General features: G+C 64.6%; 14 protein-coding genes. 9 read left to right on the forward strand and 5 right to left on the reverse strand.

Features of this window, described 5'->3' with window-relative positions:
* Positions 1-28 precede the first annotated feature (28 nt).
* Together pyk and GGR38_RS19565 are read left to right on the forward strand one after the other, a co-directional pair.
* Entirely contained in the window at positions 29-1,510 is a 1,482-nt protein-coding gene (pyk, locus tag GGR38_RS19560) for a pyruvate kinase (protein WP_183627896.1), read from the forward strand.
* 22 nt (positions 1,511-1,532) lie between these two features.
* Positions 1,533-1,988: a hypothetical protein gene (locus tag GGR38_RS19565; RefSeq protein ID WP_183627897.1), complete on the forward strand. Its 456-nt coding sequence runs from the start codon at positions 1,533-1,535 to the stop codon at positions 1,986-1,988.
* Here GGR38_RS19565 and GGR38_RS19570 read toward each other — a convergent pair.
* Genes GGR38_RS19570 through GGR38_RS19580 form a run of 3 tightly spaced genes read right to left on the reverse strand, consistent with a single transcriptional unit; the run spans position 1,980 to position 4,507 of the window.
* Complete coding sequence (locus GGR38_RS19570; protein ID WP_183628023.1) at positions 1,980-3,230, reverse strand: adenosylmethionine--8-amino-7-oxononanoate transaminase; 1,251 nt, start codon at positions 3,228-3,230, stop codon at positions 1,980-1,982. The two genes, GGR38_RS19565 and GGR38_RS19570, sit on opposite strands and share 9 nt — an antisense overlap.
* Positions 3,230-3,841 (reverse strand): dethiobiotin synthase, encoded by a 612-nt coding sequence (gene bioD / locus GGR38_RS19575; RefSeq protein ID WP_221227164.1) that lies wholly within the window; start codon positions 3,839-3,841, stop codon positions 3,230-3,232. The genes GGR38_RS19570 and bioD overlap by 1 nt, the downstream gene beginning before the upstream one ends.
* Positions 3,842-3,844: 3 nt before the next feature.
* On the reverse strand, positions 3,845-4,507 hold the full coding sequence (locus tag GGR38_RS19580) for a YggS family pyridoxal phosphate-dependent enzyme (protein ID WP_183627899.1): 663 nt from the start codon (positions 4,505-4,507) through the stop codon (positions 3,845-3,847).
* Here GGR38_RS19580 and GGR38_RS19585 point away from each other — a divergent pair.
* The 3 genes from GGR38_RS19585 to GGR38_RS19595 all read left to right on the forward strand — a co-directional run bounded on the left by GGR38_RS19585 (position 4,506) and on the right by GGR38_RS19595 (position 8,170).
* Positions 4,506-5,048 (forward strand): thiamine phosphate synthase, encoded by a 543-nt coding sequence (locus GGR38_RS19585; RefSeq protein ID WP_183627901.1) that lies wholly within the window; start codon positions 4,506-4,508, stop codon positions 5,046-5,048. The two genes, GGR38_RS19580 and GGR38_RS19585, sit on opposite strands and share 2 nt — an antisense overlap.
* Before the next feature lie 81 nt (positions 5,049-5,129).
* Positions 5,130-7,514: an FtsK/SpoIIIE family DNA translocase gene (locus tag GGR38_RS19590; protein WP_183627905.1), complete on the forward strand. Its 2,385-nt coding sequence runs from the start codon at positions 5,130-5,132 to the stop codon at positions 7,512-7,514.
* A 149-nt stretch (positions 7,515-7,663) separates the two neighbouring features.
* A complete protein-coding gene (locus GGR38_RS19595; RefSeq protein WP_425497074.1) occupies positions 7,664-8,170 on the forward strand; it encodes a CHAP domain-containing protein in 507 nt (168 codons plus the stop codon).
* Between the two features lie 212 nt (positions 8,171-8,382).
* On the opposite strand, the gene GGR38_RS19600 is transcribed toward GGR38_RS19595, so the two are convergent.
* Together GGR38_RS19600 and GGR38_RS19605 are read right to left on the reverse strand one after the other, a co-directional pair.
* Positions 8,383-8,796 carry an acyl-CoA thioesterase gene (locus GGR38_RS19600; protein WP_183627906.1) on the reverse strand — a complete coding sequence of 138 codons (414 nt, stop codon included), beginning with the start codon at positions 8,794-8,796 and terminating at the stop codon, positions 8,383-8,385.
* Between the two features lie 258 nt (positions 8,797-9,054).
* Positions 9,055-11,118, reverse strand: coding sequence for a S9 family peptidase (locus GGR38_RS19605; RefSeq protein ID WP_183627908.1), 2,064 nt, complete (start codon positions 11,116-11,118; stop codon positions 9,055-9,057).
* A gap of 73 nt (positions 11,119-11,191) precedes the next feature.
* Here GGR38_RS19605 and GGR38_RS19610 point away from each other — a divergent pair, with 73 nt between their 5' ends.
* From GGR38_RS19610 to GGR38_RS19625, 4 genes are all read left to right on the forward strand, one after another.
* A complete protein-coding gene (locus GGR38_RS19610) occupies positions 11,192-12,994 on the forward strand; it encodes an aminopeptidase P family protein (protein ID WP_183627910.1) in 1,803 nt (600 codons plus the stop codon).
* Positions 12,995-13,063: 69 nt separating this feature from the next.
* On the forward strand, positions 13,064-13,459 hold the full coding sequence (locus GGR38_RS19615) for a VOC family protein (protein WP_183627912.1): 396 nt from the start codon (positions 13,064-13,066) through the stop codon (positions 13,457-13,459).
* The gene (locus GGR38_RS19620) at positions 13,449-13,841 is read left to right on the forward strand and encodes a cupin domain-containing protein (RefSeq protein WP_183627914.1); all 393 of its coding nucleotides are present in this window, start codon (positions 13,449-13,451) and stop codon (positions 13,839-13,841) included. Before GGR38_RS19615 ends, GGR38_RS19620 begins: the two co-directional genes overlap by 11 nt.
* Before the next feature lie 215 nt (positions 13,842-14,056).
* Positions 14,057-14,836 carry an EF-hand domain-containing protein gene (locus GGR38_RS19625; RefSeq protein ID WP_221227165.1) on the forward strand — a complete coding sequence of 260 codons (780 nt, stop codon included), beginning with the start codon at positions 14,057-14,059 and terminating at the stop codon, positions 14,834-14,836.
* Positions 14,837-14,842 lie beyond the last annotated feature (6 nt).

Genomic DNA, 14,842 nt, shown 5'->3' on the forward strand with positions numbered 1-14,842 from the left:
GTACCCCGTCCCAAAGGGAGAAATCGGTGTGACGAAACTCAATCCGCGCGGCCGCAAGGTCAAGATTCTGGCAACGCTTGGCCCGGCCAGCAGTGATCCGGAGATGATCGAGAAGCTGGTGCGTGCGGGGGCGGATGCTTTCCGCGTCAACATGAGCCATGCCGATCATTCGGTGCATACCAAAACCATCGCCAATGTGCGCGCTGTTGAAAAGAAGCTGCGCAAGCCCATCGCCATTCTGGCCGACCTTCAGGGGCCGAAACTGCGCGTGGGCGCGTTCAAGGATGGCCGCACGGTGATCCGTCACTCGGGCCACTTCACCTTCGACCGCAACCCGGAACCGGGCGATGAAAACCGCGTGTGCCTGCCGCACCCGGAATTGTTCGGCATCCTGAAAAAGGGCCAGCGCCTGCTGATCGACGACGGCAAGCTGCGCCTGCGCGTGATCCGCGCCGATGAGAACGAAATCCTGTGCAGCGCCGAAGTGGGCGGCGTGATTTCGGATCGCAAGGGCGTGAACATTCCCGACGCGGTGGTGCCGGTTCCGGCGCTGACCGAAAAGGACCGCCGCGATCTGGCCTTTGCGATCGAGCATGGCGCGGATTTCATCGGCCTGTCGTTTGTTCAGCGTCCCGAGGACGTGGCCGAATGCCGCCGCCTGATGGGCGGCCATGGCGCGCTGATCGCCAAGATCGAAAAGCCCGCCGCGCTTGAAACGCTCGAAGGCATCATCGAACTGTCGGACGGCATCATGGTGGCCCGCGGCGACCTTGGCGTCGAACTGCTGCCCGAAGAAGTGCCGCCGATCCAGAAGCGCATTGTCGAGCTGACCCGCCGCAGCGGCAAGCCGGTGATCGTGGCGACGCAGATGCTCGAATCCATGATCGAGAGCCCCGCGCCCACCCGCGCCGAAGTGTCGGACGTGGCCAATGCGGTCTATGACGGCGCCGACGCGGTGATGCTCTCGGCCGAAACCGCCGCTGGCCAGTGGCCGGAAGAAGCGGTGACGATCATGCATCGCATCGCCACGCAGGTCGAAAACGATTCCTACTATCGTCAGCGCGTCCATCTGGCCGAGATCAACCCGGATCAGACCACCGCCGACGCTCTGGCCAAGGCCTGCGCCGCGATTGCCGATACCGTCACGCTGACGGGCCTCATCGTGTTCACCGGTTCGGGCTCGACCTCGCGCCGCGTGGCGCGCGAACGCCCCTCGGTGCCGATGCTGGTGCTGACGCCCAGCATGAACACCGCGCGCCGCTCGGCGCTGCTGTGGGGCGCCCATGCGGTCCACACGCGCGACATCGGTTCGTTCGAGGAAATGATCGCCAAGGGCAAGCGCATGGCGCTGCGCCATGGGTTCGGCGTTGCGGGCAGCAAACTGGTCGCGCTGGCGGGCGTTCCCTTCGGCACGCCGGGGGCGACCAACCTGCTCCATGTCGTGACTTTGCGCGGCAATGAACTCGAACTCTATCGCGCCGTTGAGGAAGACGGCAGCGATGCCGAATAACCAGGCCGAATAAGGAAGACCTATGCATCCCCTCGCCCCGCCACTGGAACGTAGCTTGCGCGCCGTGGCGGGCGCGATGGCCGATGCCCGCGATCCCTGGTGGATCATCGGCAGCGGCGCGGTCGCCCTGCTCAGCACCGGCTCGGGCACGGTGGCCGATCTTGATGTCCTGCTCTCGGCCGGCGATGCGGCGCACATCCTGCCCGCGCTGGGGCTGAACGCCGCGCCGGGCGGGGTGGACAGCCGGTTCCGCTCGGGCATCTATGCCCGATGGGATGCGCCCGAATTGCCGGTGGAATTCATGGCCGACTTTGCCCTGAACCATGATGGACAATGGCAGAATGTGATTCCTACCAGCCGCATCACGCACCATCTGGGCGATACGGTGCTCTACACGCCCTCTCGCGAGGAAATGCGCGCGATCCTGCAAAGTTTCGGGCGGCCCAAGGATCTGCGCCGCGCCGAAATGCTACGCTAAGAGTTCAACCGCCTCGGCCAGCGCCTGATGGCAGGAGGTCAGATCCTCCGGCGTAATCGAATAGGGCGGCATCAGATAGGCGGTGTTGCCCAAGGGCCGGATCAGCAGCCCCCGTTCACGGAAGAAAGCCAGCAGGCGCGGTTGCAGCCCTGAAAGATAGCCCCCCTGCGGCACATGGTAATCCAGCGCGAGGATCGTGCCGCATTGGCGGACATTCTCCACCCCCGCCACATTCGCCAGCATCGCCGCCCCCGCCGCCTGCCGTGCGGCCAGCGTGTCGATCCGCTGCTGCACGGGCTCGTCGCGCCACACGCCAAGATTGGCCACCGCCGCCGCGCAGGCAATCGCATTGGCGGTATAGGAACTGGAGTGGAAGAAGGTCTTTGAGCGGTCGGGCGCGTAATGCGATTCGTAAATCGCCTCGGACGCCATCGTCACCGCCAGAGGCAGCGCGCCCCCGGTAATCCCCTTGGCAAGGCACAGGATGTCGGGCCTCACCCCCGCCTGATCACAGGCCAGCATGGTGCCGGTGCGGCCCCATCCGGTCATCACCTCATCGGCGATGAAGAGTACGCCATGGGCGGCGCAAATCCGCGCCATCTCGGCCAGAACGGCGGGCGGATAGAACAGCATTCCCCCCGCGCCCAGCACCAAAGGCTCGACGATAAAACCGGCCGCATCGTCGCTCGCGCAAAAGGCCGCGAGCGCGTCATAGGTCGCCTGCTCCGCCCCGGCATGGGGAAAGGGCACGGTGTCCACGGCAAAGAGCAAAGGCTCATAGGCGGCATTGTAAACGCCGCGCTCGCCGATGCTCATCGCGCCGATCGTGTCGCCGTGATAGGAATGCTGCATCACGGCGATGCGCTGGCGTTGGCCCTGCCCCAGATGGCGCCAATGACCCAGCGCCATTTTCAGCGCGACCTCAACGCAGGTGGAACCGGAATCGGAGAAGAAAGCGTAGGGCAGGCCGGTGATGCCCACCAGACCCTCGGCCAGATCCTGCGCCGGTTGATGGGTCCATCCGGCAAAGATCAGCTGATCCAGCTTGCCCGCCTGCTCGGCAATCGCGCGGGCGATGGGGGGATAGGCATGGCCATGCGTGGTCACCCACCAGCTGGAAATTGCATCGACGATCCGGTCGCCATCCTGCGTATAAAGGCTCGCCCCTTCGGCCCGCGTGATGAGGGGAATCGGTTCGCCAAGGCCATGCTGGGTGAACGGATGCCAGATGGGCGAGCGCATCACAGGTCAAACTCCGCCATGGCCGCCGCCAGCGTTTCAGGCGTCACCGAGGCAAGGCGCGGCAGATGGCCCAAACGGCGCAGGCCGGTATGGGCGCAGAGGAAACGCATCGATTCTACCTCCGCCGCCCCGGCCTCGCCGATAAAGGCCAGCCCCAAAATCGCGCAGCCCCGCGCGCGCAGCGCCTCGACCGTCAGCAACGTATGGTTGATCGTTCCCAAACCAGTGCGCGCGGCCACCACGACAGGAAGGCCCCAATCGGCAAACTGATCGGCATAAAGGCGCGTGTCGGTCAAAGGCACCAGCGCCCCGCCCGCCCCTTCCACCACCAGCGGCCCATCGCCCTGCGGCAAGGTCAGGCACGCCGGATCAATCGTCACGCCATCAATCGCGGCGGCCCAATGCGGGCTGGCGGGCGTGATCAGGCGATAGGCTTCGGGATGGATCGTCGCGCCGGGGACGAGCCGCGCGATGCATTCGCTGTCGGTCTCCTCCTCCAGTCCCGATTGCACGGGCTTCCAGTATCGCGCCCCAAGGCGGCCCAGCAGTCCGGCGGCCAGAACGGTCTTGCCGATGCCCGTATCCGTGCCGGTAACGATCAGCCCGCGCATGATTTAATCCCGCGCCCCGAACAGGGCAGAACCAACGCGAATATGCGTCGCGCCCAGCGTGATGGCGGTTTCAAAATCGCCGCTCATCCCCATCGATAGGCCGGAGAGACCATTATCCGCCGCCAGCTTGGCCAGCAGGGCAAAGAAAGGCGCCGCCTCAATATCGGCGGGCGGCACACACATCAGCCCCGCCAGCGGCAGCCCCGCCTCGCGGATCTGGGCCAGCAGAGCGGGCAGATCGGCCACGGCGCAGCCGCCCTTCTGCTCCTCGGCGCCGATGTTGACCTGAACGAAGCAGGGGACGCGGCGGTCCAGCTTTTCCATCGCCTTGGCCAGCGCCGTCACCAGACTGGGCCGATCAACCGAATGGATCGCATCGAACAGCGCGACCGCATCCTCGGCCTTGTTCGACTGCAACTGGCCCACCAGATGCAGTTCGATATCAGGATAGCGCGCCTTCAGTTCAGGCCATTTGGCCTGCGCTTCCTGCACCCGGTTTTCACCGAAAACGCGCTGGCCCTGCGCGATCAGCGGCTCGATGTCCTCGACAGGCTTGGTCTTGGAAATGGCGATCAGCGTGATGTCGCTGTCCTTGCGGCGGGCGATGCGGGCGGCGGCGGCGATTTTTTCGCGCACTTGCCCAAGCGAAGAATCTGGTTCCATCATGGCGCGGTGCTATAGCGCGCTGATGCGTCCATGCCAGCCCCTTTCCCCTTTGCCCCGGATCTGGCTGATTTCCGACGCGCGCAATGATGGCATGCTCGATCGCGCGCTGCGCCGGATGCCAAGGGGCAGCGGACTGATCTATCGCCACTATCATTTGCCTCAGGCCGAAAGGCGGGCGCGGTTCAAGGCGCTGGCCCGGATTGCGCGGGGGCGGGGGATGGCGGTGGTACTGGCGGGCGATGCGGCAATGGCGCGGCGCTGGGGGGCGGACGGGGCCTATGGCGCGGGACAGGCTTTAGCCACGGCGCATAATCTGCGCGAATTGCGACAGGCAAGGGGCGCGGCGGGCGTGCTGCTCTCGCCGGTGTTTCCCACGCGCAGCCATCCGGGCGCGCCGGTGTTGGGGGCGGTGCGTTTCCGCCTGCTGGCTGCGCGCAGCTCGGTGCCCGTCATTGCCCTTGGCGGGATGAACCGGGCGCGGGCGGGCACGCTGAAATGGCCGCGCTGGGCCGCGATTGACGGGCTTTCCCCCACGCATTGACGCGGCGATTCTTGACGCGGACTCGCCCAAAGGCGCATGATGGCGGGGATTTCCCACCCCTTTTGTCGAGATGAACATCCCATGGCCACACGGCCCATCAAGCACAGCGGCGCATCATGGCGCCTGATCCTGCGGCGCAGCGTGCTGCGCAGCGCCGAATTGCTGGGCGCGGGCCTGTTGGGGCTGGGCGCGGTGCTGCTGGCGGTGGCCTTGCTCACCTATCATCAAACCGACCCTTCGGCCTCGACGGCATCGGGGGGGGCGGTGCTCAACTGGTTGGGGCGGCCGGGGGCCTTTGTGGCCGATGGCGCGCTGTTGATGTTCGGGCCGATGGCGGGGCTGGCGGTGCCGCTGCTGCTGATCTTTGCGCGCCAGCTCTGGCTGGTGGCCGAGGCCGAGGATGCCGACGAGGATGAGGCCGTGCCGCTGCATCAGCAATATTGGCTGCGGCCCACCGCCGTGCTGGTGCTGGGCATGGGGCTGCTGGCCAGCGCGCTTTCGCTCGGCTTTGGCGAGCACCCGGGCAATCTGCCCGCCTCGCCGGGGGGAATCATGGGGCTGCTGGGCGCGGCGGCGATTCGGGGCATGGCCGGATGGCTGCCTGCTGCGGCGCAGGGCTGGGTGGCCGGATTGCTGGGCGTGCTGGCCTTTGTCGGCGGGATCGCGGCGATCACGCGGGTGTTTGCCATCGACTGGGGCTGGGTGCTGACCATGCCGCTGCATTTCCGGCGCAAACATGCCGATGGCGAGGAAGCCCCGGCCCCCGCCCGCCGCGAAAAGCGCCAGCCCAAACCCGCGACAACCGAGGCTGAAGCAGAAGCCGAGGATCTGCCCTTCACCCCCGACGAACCGTCGGCAGGCCCGCGCAAGGCGCCGCAGATCAGCGATTCGGCCCGTCTGGCCAAGCCCGCCGAAATGGGCAGCCTTGCCAAGCAGGGCGACCTGTTCGGCACATGCGAATTGCCCGGCCTCGACATTTTGGCCGACCCGCCGCCCAACAGCGCACCCAAGGTGGACAAGCTGGCGCTGGAGCGCAACGCCAAGCTGCTCGAAACCGTGCTGGACGATTTCAACGTCAAGGGCGAGATCACCGGCGTTCGCACCGGGCCTGTGGTCACCATGTACGAACTGGAACCGGCCGCAGGCATCAAGGCGGCGCGCGTGGTGGGCCTTGCCGACGATATCGCCCGCAACATGAGCGCGATTTCGGCCCGCGTTTCGCCGGTGCCGGGGCGCACCGTGATGGCCATCGAACTGCCCAATGCCGACCGTCAGATGGTCAGCTTCAAGGAGCTGATCGCATCCGAGAAATTCGTCGGCGCCAAGGGCCTGCTGCCGATGATTCTGGGCAAGGATATTGCGGGCGAACCGATCATCGTCGATCTGGCCTCGATGCCTCACCTGTTGGTGGCGGGCACGACCGGGTCGGGTAAATCGGTGGGGCTCAACTGTATCCTGCTGTCCTTGCTCTATCGCCTGACGCCGCAACAGTGCCGGATGATCCTTGTCGATCCCAAGGTGCTGGAATTGAAGTCCTATGAGGACATTCCCCATCTGCTCAGCCCGGTGGTGACCGAGCCTGCCAAGGCGGTGCGCGCGCTGAAATGGGCGGTGGAGGAAATGGAGCGCCGCTATCGCCAAATGAGCGAGATCAACGTGCGCAACATCGTCAATTTCAATGAAAAGGTGCGCAGCAACGCGGCCAAGGGCAAGCCGTTGGGGCGGCGCATCTCGGTCGGCTTTGACCCCGATACCGGCGAGGAACTCTACGAGGACAAGCAGCTCGATTACGAGGTGCTGCCGCTGATCGTGGTGATCGTCGACGAGCTGGCCGACCTGATGGTGACGGTGGGCAAGGAGATCGAAGTGCTGATCCAGCGCCTTGCCCAGAAATCGCGCGCGGCGGGCATCCACCTGATTATGGCCACCCAGCGCCCCTCGGTCGATGTCATCACCGGCGTCATCAAGGCCAACCTGCCCACCCGCATTTCCTTTGCCGTGACCAGCCGCATCGATTCGCGCACCATCCTTGGCGAACAGGGGGCCGAGCAATTGCTGGGCAAGGGCGACATGCTCTTCAAGCCTTCGTCCGGGCCGATCGTGCGCGTTCACGGGCCTTTCGTTTCCGACGAAGAGGTCGAGCATGTCGCCGACCACTGGCGCGCGCAGGGCAAGCCCAATTACGTCGATTCGGTGACGGAAGAACCAGAAGAGGGCAGCTTCGGCTTTGACGATCTGGACGCCACCGCCAGCGACAATCCCGAAGAGCGCAAATACCGTCAGGCCTGCCACATCGTGTTCGAGAGCCAGAAGGCCAGCACCTCTTGGCTGCAGCGCCAGATGGGCGTGGGCTATAACACCGCCGCCAAATGGATCGAACGGATGGAGAATGACGGTCTTGTCGGACCCGCCAACCATGTCGGGCGGCGCGAGGTCTATAGGGATAAAGACGGGAATGTGCTGTGATGCGTTAACGGCTTATCCCCATGCTGCGGGTGCGAAAGCCGATGAACCGTTGTTAAGCCACGGTAGAGCGCGACCTCCGGACATTCCCTAATTGCAATCCTCTGGCTACACCTTGGCCATCGACGCCAACAAGCGCCAAGGGGTTTTCAGTGGTCCGGGTTTCCTTTTCCAACGCAAAGCTGATCCGCGCCGCTATTGCCCTGATTTTCGCCACTTTCATCTCGGTTCCGGCCTCGGCGCAGGTGCTGCAATGCGCTCCCTATGCCCGCGAAGTTTCCGGCATCGCCCTGTCGGGCCGTGCCGCCGGTTGGTGGGATCAGGCCGAGGGCCGCTATGATCGCGGCACTGCACCCAAGGCCGGCGCCGTCCTCGCCTTCCGCGCCACCCACTCGATGCGCGCGGGCCATGTCGCCATGGTGTCCAAGGTAATCGACGAACGCCACGTCCTGCTTAACCACGCCAACTGGTCGCGCCCCGGCATGATCGAGCGCAGCGCCATGGCCGAAGACGTCTCGGCCAATGGCGACTGGTCGGAAGTGCGCGTGTTCTACGCTCCCACCGGCAAGCTGGGTATGCGCTCCTCGCCAACCTATGGCTTCATCTATGCCAACAAGGCCGACCGTCTGGACGGCGCCAAGCTGGCGATGCGCGATTGATAAAAGTTTAAGGGTGCCTCCGGCGGGTTAAGGGTCTCGACCCTTAACAATCCCCAGACTGTCGAGGTTTGGTACAGCATCCCCCAAAGCCCAACGCCGCCGCGCCGCAGGCTATCAAACCGCTTCGCGGATAAGCTTTTATCTGAAAACCTTAGCACCACCCCATAATGGGATTGCAAAGGGTCGAGACCCTTTGTCCGCCGGAGGCATAATCACCCCGGCCAGCCACCCTCCGGCGCAAAAGCCGCCGCAATCTCCCCCGACACCCGCGTCAGCCGCAGCGTCTCCTTGTCCAGCATCGCCCATGTGCTGCGCGCCGAAACGATGACCTTGCCCGCATCATTGCGAAAGTCGATCCGCCGGTCAAAGCGCGCGCCGACCGGGCCTTCGGGGATGAAGGTTTCGGCCGTAACGCTCTGCCCCTGCGCGATATTGCCGCGATAGTCGATCTCGTGCCGGGTCACGACCCAGACATAGCGCTCGACATGATCGGGCGCGGCGTCCTGCATCCAGTGCGCGGTGGCCACCGCCTCCATCCACTGCACCCAGACGGCGTTGTTAACATGGCCCATGATGTCAATGTCATCGGGGCCTGCGGTGAAAATGTGGGTGAAGCGGTTGGGCATGGGGGGAATTTGCGGACAGGCATCAGGAAGGCAAGGGGTTTTCGGTAAAAGGAATTGTGCCTCCGGCGGGCAAAGGGTCTCGACCCTTTGCAATCCCGTTACGGGGTGGCGCCAAGACCGGCCAACAGACGCCATTCCGCGAAGCGGTTTATAAAGCCTGCGGCGCTGAAATGTTGCGCATGGGGCGATCTCACGCGCGACCTCTACAGTCTGGGGATTGTTAAGGGTCGAGACCCTTAACCCGCCGGAGGCAAAACCTTACCCCACCACCCCCAACTGCCAGAGGATAAACGCAAACTCCTCCGCCGTTTCGGTCAGGCTTTCAAACCGCCCCGATTTCCCGCCATGCCCCGCGCCCATATTGGTTTTCAGCACCAACTCATTGCTGTCGGTTTTCAATTCCCGCAACCGCGCCACCCACTTGGCCGGTTCCCAATAGGTCACGCGCGGATCGTTAAGCCCCGCCGTCACCATCAGCGGCGGATAATCCTGCGCCTTCACCTGATCATAGGGCGAGTAGGAGCGGATCAGTTCGAACGCCGCCTTGTCCTCGATGGGATTGCCCCATTCGGGCCATTCGCCCGGCGTCAGGGGCAGGCTCTCGTCCAGCATGGTGGAAAGCACATCGACGAAGGGCACATGGGCCACCACCGCGCCCCACAGGGCCGGATCGGAATTGATGACCGCGCCCATCAGCTCGCCGCCCGCCGATCCGCCAGAGATGCTGATCCGCCCCGGCGCGGTAAACCCAAGGTCGCACAGCCCGCGCGCCACATCGACGAAATCGTTGAACGTGTTCTCGCGCGCCTCGCGCTTGCCCGCCTTGTACCATGCACGGCCCATGTCGTCGCCGCCGCGGATATGGGCGATGGCATAGGCAAAGCCCCGATCCACCAGTGAAAGCCGCGTGGTGGAAAAGCCCGGGCTGATCGCGATGCCATAGGCGCCATAGCCATAGAGGTGCAGCGGGCCTGCCCCCACACGATCCTTGCGATAAAGGATGCTGACCGGCACCAGTGTCCCGTCGCGCGCCTCAATCTCCAGCCGCTTCGTCTCGTACAATGAGGCGTCATAGCCGCTGGGAATTTCCTGAACTTTCAAAAGCTCAAGGCTCTTATCGGCCAGATGATAGTCATAGACGCTGGCCGGGCTGACCATGCTTTCATAGCTGACCCGCAGGCGGTCCACCGCCCATTCGGGATTGTCGGCCAATCCGGCCTCATAGGAATCCTCGGGAAATTCAATCGGCTCGATTCGCGCCGGATCGTCGTAATAGCGCAACTCGATGCGATCCAGCCCGCGCACGCGCCCCTCGATCACATAGAAATCGCGGAACAGGTCAAAGCCGGTGAGGTAAAACTCATCGGTCCCGGTGATCAGCGTGGTCCAGTTGCCCGGATCGGCCAAAGGCGCGCTGGCCAGCCGGAAATTCTCATGCGTATCGTTGGCGTGGATGTAGAGCATCCCATCGCGCTCATCGACATCATATTCGACGCCATCGACCCGCTCGCGCACCAGAATCGGCGCGGCCAGCGGATCGTCCGCCGGGATCAGGCGGACTTCGGACGTCTCATGGTCGCTGGTCGAAATAATCAGCCATTTCTCATTGGCCGACAGCGAGGAGCCGACGCGGAAACCCTCATCATCCTCGTGATACAGCTCGACATCCTCGGACACCGGACGGCCCAGCCAGTGCAGGCGGGCATTGTCGGTGCGCCAATTGTCATTGGCAAGGCTGTAAACCAGCCCCGTATCCCCCGCGACCCAGACCAGCGAGGAAAGCGTCCCCTCGATCACATCGGGCAGCACTTCGCCAGTGGCGACCACGCGGATGCGGGCGGTGAAACGCTCCGATCCATTGTCATCCACGCTCCAGGCCAGCAATTTGCCATCGGCCGAGAGCGAAATGGCGCCCAGCCGGAAATATTCCTTGCCCTGCGCCAGCGCCACCTCGTCGAGCAGCAATTCGTCATCGCCGCCCGCCACGGGCCTGCGCCACCATTTCTTATATTCGGCGCCTTCCTCATATTCGATCCAATAAAGGTAATCGCCATCCTTCTGCGGCACGCTCTTGTCGGCTTCCTTGATGCGGGCGCGCATTTCGGTGAACAGGGCGTCGATGCGATCCTTTTGCCCGGCCATCCGGCTTTCAAACCACGCATTTTCCGCGTTCAGATGCGCCAGCACCGCCTCATCGCCCACCTCGGGATAATTGGCATCGCGCAACCACGCATAATCGTCGGTGACGGTGATCCCATGGTGGGTGAAACTATGCGCCTGTTTGGCAGCAATCGGGGGGCGAGGCTGGCTGGAATTGCTCATAGCTTGCATCTATGTTGGCAAACCCCTCGCGGCAAGCGACCTTGGCGAGGGAATCGAAGGAAAGCGCGTCCCAATGCCGAACAATATCCACACTGAACGCCTTGCCGCCCTGCGCGCCGAACTGGCCGCACAGGGGCTGGACGGTTTTGTCATCCCGATTTCCGATGAGCATATGAGCGAATATGTCGGCGCCTATGCCCAGCGGCTGGAATGGCTGACAGGCTTTGGCGGCTCGGCGGGGACGGCAGTGGTGCTGCGCGATAGGGCTGCGATCTTTGTCGATGGGCGCTATACGCTTCAGGTGCGCGATCAGGTGGATGGCGCGCTGTATGAGTATCAGAATGTCCCGGCCATCAGCCCCGCCGCATGGCTGGGCGCCCATGCGCCTCAGGGCGCGCGGATCGGCTATGACGCATGGCTGCATGGCCGCCCATGGGCGCGGGCCGTGGAAAAGGCGCTGGAGCCGCGCGGCGCAACGCTGGCGGCGGTGGATCGCAATCCGGTCGATGCCGTGTGGGATGATCAGCCGGAGCGCAGCCTTGCCCCCGCCGCGCCCCATTCCACCGCGCTGGCGGGCGTGGGGTCGGAGGCAAAGCGCGCCGCCGTGGCCGAATGGCTGGGCGAGCGCGGGGCCGATGCTGCGGTGATTGCCGCGCTCGATTCGGTGGCGTGGCTGCTGAATATGCGGGGCACGGATGTGTCGCGCACCCCGGTGGCGCTGTCCTTTGTGGTGGCCCATGCCGATGGCACGGCCGATCTGTTCATCGCGCCCGAAAAGGTGACGCCCGAATTGCGCGCCCATCTGGGCAATGCCGTGCGTATCCAGCCGCGCGAGGCCTTTGTCCCCGCCCTTGGCGCTTTGGCGGGCAGAAAGGTGGTGGTCGACCCCGAGCGCAGCGTGGCGGCGATCTTTGAGGCGCTTTCCGGCGCGCAGATCATTGAGGAACGCGACCCCTGCGTCTTGCCCAAGGCGATCAAGAACCCCGTCGAACAGGCAGGACACCGCGCCGCGCAGGCTCGCGACGGCGCAGCGGTCACGCGCTTTCTCCACTGGCTGTCCGTCGAAGCCCCCAAAGGTACCGTCACCGAAATCAGCGCCGCCGAGGCGCTGCACCAGTTCCGCCGGGAATGCGGGGACCTGCGCGACCTGTCGTTTGACACGATCAGCGGCGCAGGGCCGAACGGGGCCATCGTCCATTACCGTGTCAGCGAGGAAACCAACCGGGCGCTTGATCCTTCCAGCGTCTATCTGGTCGATTCGGGCGGGCAATATCCCGATGGCACCACCGACATCACCCGCACCGTCTGGGTCGGCCCCGGCGCGGCCCCGGACGAGGTGCGCGACCGCTTCACCCGCGTGCTGAAAGGCCACATCGCGATTGCCCGCGCGGTCTTCCCCGCCGGAACCAACGGCAGCCAGCTCGACACGCTGGCGCGGCAATATCTCTGGGCGGCGGGGCTGGATTATGCCCATGGCACCGGGCATGGCGTGGGCAGCTTCCTCTCGGTCCACGAAGGGCCGCAGCGCATCGCCAAATCCAGCGGCGGACAGGCAGGCACGGGCCAGGAATTGCTGGCGGGCATGTTCCTCTCGAACGAGCCGGGCTATTACAAGACCGGGGCCTATGGCATCCGCATCGAAAATCTCGTGCTGGTCGAGGAGCGCGCGATGGACGGGGCCGAAGGGGCCTATTTCGGCTTTGAAACGCTGACCCATGTGCCGATCGAGCGGGCGCTGGTCGATGATCGCCTGCTGACCCGCGACGAGGTGGCATGGTGGAACGCCTATCACGCGCGGGTGGAAAGCATCATCGCCCCGCAATTGTCGGGCGAGGCGCTGGACTGGCTGAAGGAGCAATGCAAGCCGCTGGGGTGATGCTTGCGGGGGCGCCAGCGTTCCCATATTGTTCCAGCCAAACGACTCGATACCAACGGGAGAGCAGGCATGATCGGTTATGTCACATTGGGCACGCAGGATTTGCGCCGCGCGGCGGAGTTTTACGACGCCATCGCGGCGGAGCTGGGCGCGGGGCGCATGGGCGGCGATGAGCGCTATATCTCGTGGGGCGTGCCGGGCGGCCCGGCGGGGATCGGCATCACCCTGCCCTTTGACGGCCAGCCCGCCAGCGTGGGCAATGGCGTAATGGTCGCGCTTGAGGCCAAGGACCGCGATCAGGTCGACCGTATCCACGCGCTGGCGCTGGAACTGGGCGGATCGTGCGAGGGCGTGCCGGGCGAGCGCTTCCCCGGCTTTTACGCCGCCTATTTCCGCGACCGGGATGGCAACAAGCTCAACGCCTTCGTCTTTGCGCCGGGATTTGGAGAGGGCCATGACGCATAATCTGGCCTCCCATCCGGTCCACCTCGGCCTTGGCGGGACGGCCTGCGCGGAGCCGGAATTTACCGGCATGGACTGGTACGGTCCCTATATCGCGCGCCATGCCGCCGATGGGGCCGATGGGCGGCTGGTCAGCCTGTACACGTTCACGCAGGACTGGGATTCATGGGAAATGCATCCTGAGGGCGAGGAAGTGGTGATCTGCCTTGATGGCGAAATCACGCTGATTCAGGAGGATGCGCAAGGGGTGCGGCAGGAGGTGGCGCTAAGCGCCGGGGAATGTGCGATCAATCCGCGCGGGGTGTGGCATACGGCCAATGTCGCGGCATCGGCGCGGGTACTGTTCATCACCGCAGGATGGGGTACACAGGGCCGCGCGCGATAGGGCGGATCATACGTAATGGGCAAGAATGGCGCGACAATTGGCGACAAAAATCGGCGGTTCCGGCATAATGGCGCGACAGTCGGGGCATAGAACAGTCATGAAAGCTGCAGCCGCCCCGGCCTCTCCCCTCCCCCTTCAAGGTACGGGTAACGGTTGCGGCTTTCATCCAACTCTCTTTTGCCCCCCAAGAAGAGTTCACTGTAAGGATCGCTAGGATGAGGAAACTTTCTATCGGGCTTTCCGCCATTGCCCTCATGGCGGTTTCGGCGGCCCATGCGCAGGCGCCCGCCACGCCCCCGGCGACGCCTGCCGGCCCCCACGCCATGGGCCGCGACATGCCCCCCCGCGATATGCCCCCGATGAAGGACATGACCCGCGCCGAGGCCAAGGCCCATGCCGAAAAGATGTTCGACATGATGGACATCAACCATGACGGCAAGCTGGACAAGGCCGACCGCGAAGCGCGCGAAGCCAAGCATTTCGACGCCATGGACACCAACCACGACGGCCAGTTGAGCCGTCAGGAATTTGAAGCCGCCCATGACAAGATGCGCGAGCGGATGAAGCAGGGCATGGGCCCTATGGGCGGCAAAGATATGCCCCCTCCGCCGCCTCCGGGCGGGCCGGATGGCAAGATGGGCCCCGGCGGCCCCGGTGATATGGGCCCGCGCGGCCATCATCGCATGGGTCCGCACCGTATGGGCGGCGGCATGATGATGATGGGCCTGATGCGTCAGGCCGATCCCAATCACACCGGCACTGTGACCAAAGACGCCTTTGTCGGCGCCGCGCTCAAGATGTTTGACAGCGCGGATGCCAATCACGATGGCAAGGTCACGCCCGATGAACGCCGCGCCGCGATGAAGGCCCATATGGGTCCGAACATGGGCGGGCGCGGTCCGGGCCGGATGGGTCCCAATGCCCCCGGTCAACGCGGCCCCGGTCAACATGGCGGTCATGATATGCCGCCGCCCCCGCCTCCTGCGGGGCAATAAGGTAGG

It is taken from the genome of Novosphingobium sediminicola (assembly GCF_014196525.1).
In the GTDB taxonomy this organism is placed as follows: Bacteria; Pseudomonadota; Alphaproteobacteria; order Sphingomonadales; family Sphingomonadaceae; genus Novosphingobium; species Novosphingobium sediminicola.